At 60.9% G+C, this 12,624-nt stretch carries 10 protein-coding genes; 8 read left to right on the forward strand and 2 right to left on the reverse strand.

Annotated features, from left to right (window positions below; translation table 11 throughout):
* The first annotated feature begins 17 nt into the window (after nt 1-17).
* The 7 genes from ABUH87_RS10225 to ABUH87_RS10255 all read left to right on the forward strand — a co-directional run bounded on the left by ABUH87_RS10225 (nt 18) and on the right by ABUH87_RS10255 (nt 10,061).
* On the forward strand, nt 18-3,596 hold the full coding sequence (locus ABUH87_RS10225) for an error-prone DNA polymerase (RefSeq protein ID WP_367773212.1): 3,579 nt from the start codon (nt 18-20) through the stop codon (nt 3,594-3,596).
* 71 nt (nt 3,597-3,667) lie between these two features.
* Nucleotides 3,668-4,393 carry an extensin-like domain-containing protein gene (locus ABUH87_RS10230; RefSeq protein ID WP_367773214.1) on the forward strand — a complete coding sequence of 242 codons (726 nt, stop codon included), beginning with the start codon at nt 3,668-3,670 and terminating at the stop codon, nt 4,391-4,393.
* Nucleotides 4,394-4,532: 139 nt separating this feature from the next.
* On the forward strand, nt 4,533-5,261 hold the full coding sequence (locus ABUH87_RS10235; RefSeq protein ID WP_367773216.1) for a response regulator transcription factor: 729 nt from the start codon (nt 4,533-4,535) through the stop codon (nt 5,259-5,261).
* Nucleotides 5,261-6,586, forward strand: a complete 1,326-nt coding sequence (locus ABUH87_RS10240; protein ID WP_367773218.1) for an ATP-binding protein — start codon at nt 5,261-5,263, stop codon at nt 6,584-6,586. Before ABUH87_RS10235 ends, ABUH87_RS10240 begins: the two co-directional genes overlap by 1 nt.
* Nucleotides 6,587-6,754: 168 nt before the next feature.
* A complete protein-coding gene (locus ABUH87_RS10245; protein ID WP_367773221.1) occupies nt 6,755-7,444 on the forward strand; it encodes a carbonic anhydrase in 690 nt (229 codons plus the stop codon).
* Nucleotides 7,441-8,982 (forward strand): SulP family inorganic anion transporter, encoded by a 1,542-nt coding sequence (locus ABUH87_RS10250; RefSeq protein WP_367773223.1) that lies wholly within the window; start codon nt 7,441-7,443, stop codon nt 8,980-8,982. Before ABUH87_RS10245 ends, ABUH87_RS10250 begins: the two co-directional genes overlap by 4 nt.
* Before the next feature lie 230 nt (nt 8,983-9,212).
* A complete protein-coding gene (locus ABUH87_RS10255; RefSeq protein WP_367773225.1) occupies nt 9,213-10,061 on the forward strand; it encodes a TorF family putative porin in 849 nt (282 codons plus the stop codon).
* A gap of 63 nt (nt 10,062-10,124) precedes the next feature.
* Here ABUH87_RS10255 and ABUH87_RS10260 read toward each other — a convergent pair whose 3' ends face one another.
* Both ABUH87_RS10260 and ABUH87_RS10265 read right to left on the reverse strand, forming a co-directional pair.
* Nucleotides 10,125-10,835 carry a hypothetical protein gene (locus tag ABUH87_RS10260; protein ID WP_367773227.1) on the reverse strand — a complete coding sequence of 237 codons (711 nt, stop codon included), beginning with the start codon at nt 10,833-10,835 and terminating at the stop codon, nt 10,125-10,127.
* A gap of 6 nt (nt 10,836-10,841) precedes the next feature.
* The gene (locus ABUH87_RS10265; RefSeq protein WP_367773229.1) at nt 10,842-12,065 is read right to left on the reverse strand and encodes a toxic anion resistance protein; all 1,224 of its coding nucleotides are present in this window, start codon (nt 12,063-12,065) and stop codon (nt 10,842-10,844) included.
* 214 nt (nt 12,066-12,279) lie between these two features.
* On the opposite strand from ABUH87_RS10265, the gene ABUH87_RS10270 reads away from it, so the two are divergent.
* Nucleotides 12,280-12,600, forward strand: coding sequence for an FtsB family cell division protein (locus ABUH87_RS10270; RefSeq protein WP_367773231.1), 321 nt, complete (start codon nt 12,280-12,282; stop codon nt 12,598-12,600).
* The last annotated feature ends 24 nt before the right edge of the window (nt 12,601-12,624 follow it).

A 12,624-nucleotide genomic window follows, 5' to 3' on the forward strand; every position in this document is an offset into this window, starting at 1 on the left:
ATTGCTGTTATCATCTCATGCCTGAAGGCTCCCTCACTCCAGACCGTCGCCGGATTGCCATCGATCCTGACACGATAGGTTCGCCTCTCCGCGCTCCATTCGTGGAATTGGGGCTGGCGAGTTGCTTCTCCTTTTTGCGGGGTGCTTCGGACGCGGTGGACCTGGTCCAGCGGGCGCGTGAATTGGGGTACGATGCGATCGGCATTGCCGACGTCAATTCAATGGCAGGCATCGTTCGCATCCATACTGAAGCGAAGGCGCTGAAACTGCGGCCGGTAATCGGCTGCCGGATAGAGACGGTCGAGGGTTTTGTTTTCCTGGCGTATCCTGGCGATAGAACGGCTTACGGACGATTGTGCAGGCTCATTTCGGCGGGACGGATGGGCACGCTTGCCGGTGGCTGGCAGGAGAAAGGGGTGTGCGAGATCTCACTGGAGATGCTCGCAGGGCAGACTGAGGGCGTGCATCTGGTTTTAATCCCGCCGCGTGATCTGGAACAAAAGTTTTCCATCACGACCGCGACCAACGTGGTCACCTTTCAGGCGAGAGGGGAACTCTCAAAAGCGTCCGGGACCCGCGATACCGAACCTTCGCACGAGACAAGCCGTAAGACGGGCACCATCTTCGACTTGCTGTCTGATCTGACCGCACTGCTATCTTCCTTCAGCCATGTAGCGGTGTGCTATCTGCAGGCCGGTGACGATCTGGCCCGGATCGAAGCGCTGGATGCCATGGCCAAGGCGCAGGGGCTTGGTATCCTTGCCACCAACGACGTACTCTATCACCATCCCGAACGGCGACCGCTTCAGGATGTGATGACCGCGATCCGTCACAAGACGACAGTGGCAAAAGCCGGCTGGCTGCTGGAAGCCAACGCCGAGCGCCATCTGAAAGCGCCTGAAGAGATGGTGCGCCTCTTCGCCCGCTGGCCTCATGCCATAGCGGCAGCGCGCGACTTGGCCGATGCGTGTACCTTCAGCCTAGATGAATTGCAGTACGAATATCCGGAGGAGATATGCCCTGGCGGGCTCGATCCGCAAGCTCATCTGACCAGCCTCACCTGGGAAGGCGCTGAGCGGCGCTATCCTTCGGGCATACCGCTTTCCGTACGCGAAACGGTGGAGCGCGAACTGACATTGATCGCAAAGCTGCAGCTCGCAAGGTACTTTCTGACTATCAAGGATATTATTGATTTTGCTAGAAATCAGGATCCGCCAATCCTCTGCCAAGGACGAGGGTCGGCTGCCAACTCGGCAGTTTGCTACTGCCTTGAAATCACCGCGGTAGATCCTGCCAAGCATGCACTGTTGTTCGACCGCTTCATTTCCGAAGAGCGCAAGGAGCCGCCGGACATTGACGTCGATTTCGAGCATGAACGGCGCGAGGAGGTGATCCAGTACATTTACAATCGCTATGGCCGCACCCGTGCTGGGCTTTGCGCCACTGTCATCCACTACCGTCCCAGAATGGCGATCCGCGAAGTTGGCAAAGCCATGGGTTTGACTGAGGATGTGACGGCAGCGCTTGCCCGGACTGTCTGGGGAGGATGGGGCAGGGAGATCGGCGAAAGGCACGTGACCGAAACCGGAATGGATGCCAGCGATCCTCACCTCAAGCGTGTCCTGAAGTTGACCGAGCAAATGATAGGCATGCCACGACATCTAAGTCAGCATGTCGGTGGCTTCATTCTGACTCAAGGGCCGCTGACTGCAACAGTGCCGATCGGAAACGGGGCCATGCCGGAACGCAGTTTCATCGAGTGGGACAAGGATGACATTGATGCACTCGGCATTCTCAAGGTCGATGTGCTGGCACTGGGCATGCTCACCTGCATTCGCAAGTGTCTGGATCTGCTGGAGGAGCACCATGGCCGCTCCCTGACGCTTGCCACTGTCCCGCGCGAGGATCCCGAAGTCTACGCCATGCTGAGGAAGGGGGACTCGCTCGGCGTGTTCCAAGTGGAGAGCCGGGCGCAGATGAACATGCTGCCGCGCCTGCGCCCGCGTGAGTTCTATGACCTCGTAATTCAGGTTGCCATTGTGCGGCCAGGGCCAATCCAAGGGGACATGGTGCATCCCTATCTGAAGCGGCGACGCGGCGAGGAGCAGGTGGTGATCCCCGCACCATCACCCCGGCATGGCCCGCCTGACGAGCTTTCCTCCATCCTGGAACGTACGTTGGGTGTTCCTATCTTTCAGGAGCAGGCGATGAAGATCGCGCTGGATGCGGCCAAGTTCTCGAGCGCCGAAGCGAACCAGCTGCGAAAGGCCATGGCCACGTTCCGATCACGCGGCATGGTCGACGTGCTGCAGGATCGCATGGTCGGGCGAATGATAGAACGCGGCTATGATCCAGAGTTTTCAGAGCGTTGCTTCAATCAGATCAAGGGTTTTGGAGAGTATGGCTTTCCAGAGAGCCATGCCGCCAGTTTTGCGCATCTGGTCTATGTCTCAAGCTGGCTGAAATGCCATTTTCCGGCGGCTTTTGGATGCGCATTGCTGAACTCGCAGCCGATGGGCTTCTACGCGCCAGCACAGATTGTGCGGGATGTGCGGGAACATGGCGTCACCGTGCTCCCGGTGGACGTGAATGCCAGCGAATGGGATTGTACTCTTGAGAGCATTCCCGGTTCTGCGCGGGAAGGGGACAAGCGCCGTCTCGACCAGCATGTCGCCTTGCGCCTTGGCCTGCGCCAGATCGACGGCGTTCCCGAGGCTGCCGCCGCCCGGATCGCAGCGGCTCGTGTGGAAGGTGGTCCTTTCCGGGATGTTGTCGAGCTGCGCGAGCGGGCAGGGCTTTCGCCTGCGTTGATCGAGCGGCTGGCGGCGGCGGATGCCTTTGGCTCACTGGGTCTCGCAAGACGTCAGGCCTTGTGGGATGCCCGAAGCCTCATCGCTGGTCCGGACTTGCCACTCTTCGCTGCTGCCGATGCCCGTGACGAAGGTGCGGAGCGCATGCTCACGCGGTTACCGCAGATGCCGCTTAGCGAGGAGGTGGTCGCCGATTACCAGACTCAGCGCCTCAGTTTGAAGGCGCATCCGATGGCTTTCCTGCGCGCCAGTCTCGCCGAGCGGGGCTTTGTCCGCGCATGCGATCTGCGCGACCGCAAGTTCCGTTCAATGGTGCAGGTCGCTGGCGTAGTGCTGATCCGGCAGCGGCCGGGTTCGGCGAAGGGAGTGTGCTTTATCACTCTGGAAGACGAAACCGGGGTGGTGAACCTCGTCGTCTGGCCCAATCTGAAGGAGAAACAGCGTCGTGTGGTGATGGGCGCGCGGCTGATGGAAGTGCGAGGCCGTGTCGAATATGACGATGAGGTGGTCCACGTCATCGCAGCACATATGACGGATGCGACCCATGAACTGCAGCGCCTTTCCGAGGATCTGCTACCTGCCACCACTGTGCGTGCCGACCACTGCAATCATCCGCTGCCAAGCCGCTGGGGGCCAAGCCAGATGCGAGAGGGAGGCGATGATCCCTTCCGTCCCATCGAATACGAACAGTGGACGCCGCCTGGCCCTGGCAATCGCGACTGCGGCTTCCATCAAGGCCATCCACGCGATCTGCGCGTGATCCCCAAGTCTCGCGATTTCCACTAACACGCTCATTCGCGGAAGCCCGCGACCTTGCCAGGTTGGGAGCCAAATCGAACCGCACGACTTGCGTTCCCATGCGATTCGTCCTCGATTATTGGTTGCTTGCGGCCCTGCTGCTCCTGGCCGTCTTTGCTGGGGGGCGAGCCTGGCTGCGCGACCATCCAGAGCACGATCCATGGTCGCCGCTTTCCCCGACTGACGATCCAGAGGGATGGGCTACCAAAAGCAAGATTGCGGGCATTCGGGACGACCCTGCAGAATGCCGCGCCTTCTTGCAACGCAGCGACATCGAATTCACTCCGCTCGACCCTACCGGCGCAGGGGCCTGCCGACGCGAGGATCGTCAGGTGCTCGCAGCCGAACAGGACTTGGGCCTCGTCCTACGGCCATCTCGGCCTCAGGCAACATGCGCTGTCGGGGCGGGGCTCGCGCGTTGGTTGCAGCACGGTGTTCAACCAGCAGCTGAAAGTCTGCTGGGCGTCCGCGTCGAAGCGATTGAGCACTACGGCACAAACAACTGCCGGCGTATCGGTGGCGGCGAGACAGGCTCCTGGAGCGAGCATGCAACTGGCAATGCAATCGACATCGCTGCCTTTGTTCTCGAAGACGGCCGCCGCATCGTGGTTCGCCGTGACTGGGCTGAAGGAGACGCAGCGGCTGCATTCCTCCAGATCGCACGCGACACAGCCTGCCATGAGTTCTCCACGGTGCTATCCCCCGACTATAACGCTGCCCACGCGGATCACCTGCACCTCGATCAGGCGCAGCGCGGAGGGATGGGTTGGACCTTCTGCCGTTGATCGCCAGGACCGCATGCACAGGATATTTGGATCACCCTTCTCAGGGACGCCTTGCCTCCCAAACGTAGCGCTCTATTTGACGTGCAGCGTTTCAATGATCATGATTGTCCATGCCGCTCGGGGGAACTCCTAACTTACGATGACTTCTCCGCAGACCATCCTGCTTGTCGAAGACGACGGTGCGCTGCGCACGCTCACGGCACGGGCGCTGCGCCAGAGCGGGTTTCATGTCCTGACGGCAGCGACCGGAGCAGAGATGTGGATCACTCTGCGCGAAACCACCGTCGATCTGATTGTGATGGACATCATGCTTCCCGGCACCAGTGGCCTCGACTTGTTCCGCCGGTTGCGGCGCGAAGGCGACGTGCCGATCATCTTCGTCAGCGCGCGCAGTAGCGAGGAAGATCGCGTGCTGGGCCTGGAACTCGGCGCTGACGATTATCTGGTCAAACCCTTCAGCACGCGAGAGCTCGCCGCACGCGTAAGTGCAGTCCTGCGCAGAGGAAGCAGTACCAACGAGAACGGTGATCTTCTGAGCGATGGGCGGGCGCCCGACACTATTCATTTCGACGGCTGGCAGGTCTCGCTTGCTCGCCGGGAACTGCGGACTGCTACAGGCGCCATTGTCGACCTGACCGGAGCGGAGTTCGATCTTCTTATCACCTTCCTGGGGTACCCGCAGCGCGTCCTGGGTCGTGAGCGGCTGATGGAACTCTCTCGCTCGCGCATCGGCGACAGTTCGGACCGCAGCATCGATGTGCTCGTCAGCCGTCTGCGTCGCAAGTTGCAGTCCGATGGCTGCGAAGCGCCGATCGTCACCGTGCGTGGCGTCGGTTACATGCTCAGGGCTGACGTGAAGCGCGGCTGATGGCGTCCAGGGTCGCTGCGATCTTCCGGCGCTGGGGATTGCCGGAACGCCTTCTCACGGTCCTCATCCTGGTCCTGCTGGTCGAGTTCCTTACCAACTCTTTCCTGCTCGAGCGGGTCAACTCTTTCGAACTGAAGCGCGACGATGCCGAGCGGATAGCGGAAAACCTGGTTCTCGCGACCAGAACTCTCGAACGAACTCCTCCTGCAGAGCGCCAGATTGTTGCCCGCTCTCTCAGCACGGAGAGGTTCAAGCTGGCGCTGGCTCCTGCTGGAATGCGGGGGCGTAGCGGCGTCGATCTAAGCAATCTGCGCTCGCAGGTCGTGGCGATTGCACCCGAATTGGGGCTGGGCGACCTCGAACTGCATCTGGAAGGGATACCCGACAAGGGCAACATCGGCGGGTCGCTAAGGCTTGCCGACCGTAGCGTGTTGATATTCCATACACATGCGAATGCAGCGTGGAAGTTGACGGTCGGACGGATTGCCAGCCTTGTTCTGCCTACGCTCCTGCTGATCGTGCTGGGCTGGTTGCTGCTCCGAGCGACCCTGCGGCCACTGCGGCAACTGATCAGTGCTACGCGCGATCTAGGCGCCGGGCCGCCGCGCCCCGTTCCTGAACGCGGGCCCGATGAGTTGCGCAGGCTCATTCGCGCATTGAACGAGATGCAGGAACGCATTCATCAATCCCTCCTCGATCGCACACAGACCATGCTGGCGATCGGGCATGACCTGAAGACGCCCCTGGCGCGCATGCGTTTGCGTCTCGACGACGAGAGCATTGACCCAGAGGTGCGCGAAGGCCTGAACGAAGATCTGGAGGAGATGCGGCTGCTCCTGGAGTCGATCCAGGCTTATGTGGAGAGTGATGGCAGGTCGATGCCTCAGGAGCACATTGACCTCGCGGTGATGGCGGAAACTCTTGTTAACACCGCCGCCGATCATGGCGCCGACGCAACGTACAATGGCGTGCCCAACCTGATTGTGCGGGCGCGGCCCGTCGCTATCCGCAGGGCGCTGTCGAACCTCATCGAGAATGCTCTGCATTACGGAGGTGCTGCGCGGGTGACTGTCCGTCAGCAGGGCGAATGGGCTGAGATCATCGTGGAGGACGATGGTCCGGGGATCCCTGAAGATCGGATGGCCGATGTACTGCAACCCTTCGTTCGGCTGGACGCTGCGCGTGCCCGCGATACACCCGGGATGGGGCTGGGGCTGGCAATCGTTCGCAAAGCGGTCAGGGCGGAGCATGGCACTTTGAACTTAGCGAACCGGGCGACGGGCGGGTTACGGGTCGTCATACAGTTGCCCCTGTCGCCGGTCTGAGGACAGGGCTTCTCATTACGGCTCATATCCGGCTCTTTGTGTCTGACGCGTTGCATTGCAGCAAAACTTCGTCACGTTCCTGACCAAGGCAGGACAAGCGCTCTCCTTAACTTCGGGAAACTCCCGCGGCTCATCCGCGGTCAACACCGACAAAGAAGGGTCACGAGCGTGAACGAGTTGATTGGACGCGTCTTCAGCTTCGAGAAGACCACATTTCCCGCGAGTAGCGAGCTCTTCACCAAGCTCACCACTCACGGTCAGGCGCCCAAGGCACTGATGATCTCCTGCGCGGACTCCCGTGTCGTGCCCGAGCAGATCATGCAGGCGCAGCCGGGCGATTTGTTCGTTTGCCGTAACGCCGGCAACATGGTTCCGCCTTTCGCGACACAGAACGGCGGTGTCTCTTCGACCGTCGAGTACGCCGTAGTGGCGCTCGGAGTGCGGGACATTATCGTTTGCGGCCACTCTGATTGCGGCGCCATGAAGGCGCTGAGCAATCCGGTGGGGCTGGAAGCGATGCCCAACGTAGCGGCTTGGCTGCGTCACGGCGCAGCCGCCGAGCACGTGGTGAGCACATGCCACCCAGAGCTCGTCGACGCTGAGCGAGCTCGCGCCATCAGCTTGCAGAATATCATCGCCCAGATCCAGCACCTGCGGACCCATCCTTCTGTCGCTGCCGCTATTGCGCGGGGCCACATGGCACTTCACGGCTGGTTCGTAGATATCCACGCCGGCCAGGTTCTGGGGCTGGATGGTGACACCGGCGAATTCGTGCCGCTGCGTGAGGACAGCGAACTGCCCACCGCGTTGCCGGCTCGCAAAAGGGTAGCCGTGGAACTGGAGGAGGCGGCTGAATGACGGCTGCATCCTCTGCATCAGGAGATGCGCGGGTGGGACCGTTTGCGCACTTTTCTCGCGATTTTACCGCGTCGATAGTCGTATTCCTGGTTGCGATGCCGCTTTGCATGGGCATCGCAATCGCTTCTGGCGTCCCGCCGGAGAAAGGCCTGGTCACTGGCATCATCGGTGGACTGGTCGTTGGACTTTTTGCCGGCTCGCCCCTTCAGGTCAGTGGCCCGGCGGCGGGGCTTGCCGTTATCGTGTTCGAGTTCGTTCGTGAGAACGGCCTTGAAGCACTTGGCCCTGTGCTGCTTCTTGCGGGCATTCTCCAGCTGGTTGCCGGTTGGCTCAGAATGGGAGGGTTGTTCAGAGCGATCAGCCCGGCTGTAGTGCACGGCATGCTCGCCGGTATTGGCGCGTTGATCGTGATTGGCCAGTTTCACATTCTGTTCGACGAGCGTCCGCTTTCGAGCGGTCTCGCGAACATGGCGATGATGCCTGCGCGGATCCTCGGATTGAACTTCTCGGATGTCGCAAGCACGGAGTTGGCACTTGCTCTCGGGTTGCTGACCATTGGCGTCATGCTGGGGTGGGAGAAACTTCGGCCCAAGTCGATGTCGCTGGTTCCAGGCGCACTGCTGGGTGTTGTGGCGGCCACTGCCGTGGCATGGCTGTTCAGCCTCTCTGTCGCGCGTATCGAAGTCCCCCAGTCCCTGGCAGCTGCTTTCGCTCTGCCCACGAGCGCGGAGTGGTTCTCACCTCTGGCCAACCCTTCGCTGATCGTGGCTGCAATTGCGATCGCCTTCATCGCCAGTGCCGAGACTTTGCTTTCGGCTGCCGCTGTCGATCGCATGCATGACGGCGTTCGCACACAGTATGACAAGGAACTGCGTGCGCAGGGCATAGGCAACTTCCTGTGCGGCGTGTTCGGTGCATTGCCGATGACTGGGGTTATCGTCCGCAGTTCTGCCAACGTGCAGGCAGGCGCTAAGACGCGGCTTTCCACCATTCTGCATGGAACGTGGATTCTTGGCTTTGTGGCCTTGCTGCCCTGGCTCCTGCGTGAGGTTCCGATGGCTGCGCTCGGCGGCGTGTTGGTGGTTACCGGCTGGCGCCTTGTTAGCCTCAAGCACGTCCAGCACTTGTTCAAGGCTCACGGTTATTTGCCTGCGGCCATCTGGACGGTGACGTTCGTACTTGTCGTGACCACGGATCTTCTCACCGGTGTGCTCGTCGGACTGGCCCTTTCGGCAGTTGAACTGCTGCCACACTTCAAGAGCCTGAAGCTCAAGGTGCATGAGCATGACGAGGGTGAGGCTACGCGCGTGGAGCTCGACGGTGCGGCAACGTTCGTGGGCCTGACGAGGCTGAATGCCGTGCTTGAAAAGCAACCAGCCGACCGACCGATCCACCTCGATCTCAATCGGGTCAAGGCAATGGATCACACAACCGCAGAAACGCTGTCAGAATGGATCAGCCGCCGCCGTCATAGCGGGCAGAACGATCGCGTCACGGGGCCTGAGCAACTGCTGAGGCCGCTCCCTGTGGCAACCTGATTTTACGACCCCCTGGCGGCGCGATGTCATGTCGTGCCGCTCATCCTACCGGGTGGACCTTTAGGTCCCCCGGTTTTTTCTTTTCAGGGCGGCGCACAAGGGCAGCTTGACGCGCAGAGCCGTTACAGCTTAATTATGCCGCACTGCAGCGAAACGGATCCGTCACGAAGCGAAGGTCCGGCGCCGCAGCGCAGGGTGGAACACGCAAACAACATGAGGGTGTTCCAACTATGAAAATGCGTCTTCTCGCCGGTGTTGCCGGACTGGTTACGGCCTGCTTTGCATCCGCCAGCCCCGCCATGGCCCAAGAAGTCCCGTCCGAAATCACCGTCTCGGGCAGTGTAGCGCTGGTCAGCGACTACCGCTTCCGTGGCGTTTCGCAGACCGATGAGGAAATGGCCGTTCAGGGCGGCCTGACTGTCGGGCACGAAAGTGGCTTCTATGTCGGAACCTGGGCCTCCAACCTTTCGGGCTGGGGTACGTTCGGCGGGTCGAACATGGAACTCGACATCTTCGGCGGCTACTCGGCCGAGATCGCCAGCGGCACTACACTGGACGTAGGCCTGACCTGGTACATGTATCCGGGTGGCGCCTCGGACACCGACTTCGCCGAGCCTTACGTAAAGCTGAGCAGCAGCATGGGCCCCGCGTCCGTTCTCGTAGGCGTGGCCTACGCGCCCAAGCAGCAGGCTCTGGGTCGCGTATACTTCGACGCAGACGCGTACACTGCCGGCCTGCCCGATCGTCCGGGTGCGAAGTCCGATAACGTCTACATCTGGGGCGACGTCAGCAGCGCCATTCCCGAGACCCCGCTGTCGGTCAAAGCGCACCTGGGCTATTCAAACGGCAACTCTGGCCTCGGCCCCAACGGCACCAGCATCGCACCGACCGGCGAGTATTTGGACTGGATGCTCGGTGCCGATCTGGCTCTCGGCCCCGTCACGCTGGGTGCGGCATATATCGACACCAACATTTCCAAGTCTGAATCGGCATATCTTCAGCCGAACTTCTCCTCGACGAAGAACGGCTCTTCCATTGCCGGTTCCACTGTCGTGTTCTCGCTGACTGCTGGCTTCTGATCCCTCAAGTCGACCGCTCGCCCTTCCTGGGTGAGCGGTCACTCGCGAGTGAAGTGGCAGCCTCTAGCGTGTTTCATCGCTCTTGGTCGTCACGTATTTGCTTTCAAGGAACCGTCCTCGCACCGCGAGCGAATCGAGGTCATTGCGCGATAGGTCCTGAGACATGGCTTCGATCTCCCGCGCGATCACATGAAGCCCGTCGGTCACCTGTGCAGCTGGCGTTGAGCCTGCGTGCTCCTGGCCACGAAGCGACGTTGGAATGCGCGTGTAGCTGTCGACAAGGCTCGGCAAGTGCTCGGTGAGAAGCTTGCGGACCTCTCGGGAGGCCGGTGCGCTCGGGTCAAGCGTCTCAAGCTGCGGGGAGAGTTGTTCGAGCCGAACCCCGATCATGTCGACTGCATCGAGCGCGGGAGGAGGCAGAGCGCTGCGGCGGCTCTCGAGCCACAGTTCCGTCGTCGCTGCAAGCTCGCCCAGGTCTGCCTCGACCAGGTCTTCGGCACGCGGACGTGGTGTCGATGGGTAGATCGCCAGCACGCAGAAGGCGACGAACGATGCCAGCATCGCCAGCATGTAAGCATCGTCCGGCAGGCCGCCTAAGCCGATACCGGCAGCAACCGTCGCCAGAACGATGGCCGCCGCGACGAAGATCGCGCGGCGCAGCCGCTTCATGCGCCATTGCCAGCGCTGCTGACGTGCTCGGCGAAGACGCCATGCACGCTGCTTTCGCGCCTCGCGCAGCATCGAGAGAGGAACGGGTCGACGTTCGACGGTCATGTCACTCTAGTCCAGTGCGTCCAGCAGACCGCGATTGCCCGCAGTAGCCTTGACCTCAGCAGTGGCATCCGCCTGACCTTGTGACCTAGCTATGTAGGCCTTCGACTTGCCAACTTCGCTCTCGAGCGCGGTGACCGTCTGCTTCATGTTATCGAGAGCTTTCAGCTTGAACGTATCAATCGAGTCCATCGTATCGTAGATATTCTGGAAAGCCCGGCTTAGCGTTTCCAGCGGGATCGTGGAGCCTGCAGCCTGTTCGTGGATCCGCGCCGTGTTGTCGCGCAGCATCTGCCCTGTAACGTCGATGATGTTTGCGGTTGTCGTATTCAGCGCCGTGATCTGGTCGAGCACGAGTTTCTGGCTGGTCATCGCCTGTGCTACCGTCACGGCCGTCCGCAGAGCTCCGACAGTGGTGGTCGATGCACGGTCGACGCCCTTGATCAGCTCGACGTTGTTCTTCTTGACCAGGTCGAGAGCGAGATACCCCTGCACGGAAACCGCCATTTGCGTCAGCAGGTCCTGCGTGCGCTGGCGCACATAAAACAGGGCGGTCTCGCGGATTGCTTTCGCCTTTGCCGGATCGGTCGCGTCGAGATCGGCTGCTCGTTCCTCCAGCTCATTGTCCAGCGCCTTGGACATGAAGATCATCTGCTCCAGCTTGCCGAGCGCCTTCCAGAGGTTCTGCCGCTCCACATCGATGGCCGCATTGTCCATCAACAACTCGTCCTTCCCGCCTTGCAGGCGTGCAAGGATGGCGCTGATGTGGCTTTGCGCACTCCTGTAGCTGTCGAAGTAGTTTTTCAGCTTGTTTCCGAAGGGGATAACGCCGAACAACTTGCGGGGCGCCAGAAGATTGCCCTTACGCGAGGGGTCAAGATCCTCGACGGTGCGCCGAAGCTCGGCAAGATCGGCGCCGACCCCGCTTGTTTCGTCCATCGCCCTTACAGGACGATCCAGGAAGCGGTTGGACTGCCCGGCTGCCTCCGCAATCTCGCGCCGGCCCAGATTGGTGATCTGGTCCACGCGCTTGCCGAACTCCGGTGAGTTCGCATCCTGAGAGACCAGATCCTCAACGAACTCGGTCACCCGTGTTTCTAGCTTGGACTTCTGCTCGTCACCCACGGGGACGAGGCCGGCTGCACGTTCCGGGGTGACGGCCTGCACGGGATCGGGAGGGGTGAGCCGAAGTTCATCAGCCGTCGCCGTCGCCGTCTTGCTCTCCGCCGTCATATCTGCTCGTGCTCCCACCATGCCTCTTCACGCGGGAATCTAGGGAGATTCGGCGAAATCTCAAGCGAAGTGCTACAGGGTGTGAGTGCGCAGCGCCTCTAAGGCGGCGGAATGAAGGTCCCTGCGGTGGTGTAGCGGCCATGTGCTTCGAAAGGCCGACCGGGGGCCCTTCTACTATCTTGAATCGGGGTGGTTTTTGTGGTCTCTGATACGCATGAAGAATATCAGGCGTGAGCCGAAATTCGCACGGGATCGAGCCGTTCAGGGCGCAGCTCTGGGCGCACTGCTCCTTATGGGCGGCTTCGTGGTAGCCGGTCCCAGCGGGTTCATCGCATGGACCGAGAACGAACATAGATTGTCCGAGCACGAGCGCCGCATTCAGCAGCTCTCTGCAGAGAGGGAGAGATTGCGCAACCGGGTCGCTTTGCTGGACCCAAACCATGCTGATCCCGACCTTGCAGGCGAATTGCTGCGCAGCAATCTCAACGTCGCTCATCCTGATGAAATGGTCATGCTGTTGCCCAAGCAGCCCTGAACCTTCTTCTACATTGATAACTCA

This window comes from Novosphingobium rhizovicinum, assembly GCF_040813635.1.
Taxonomy (GTDB): domain Bacteria; phylum Pseudomonadota; class Alphaproteobacteria; order Sphingomonadales; family Sphingomonadaceae; genus Novosphingobium; species Novosphingobium rhizovicinum.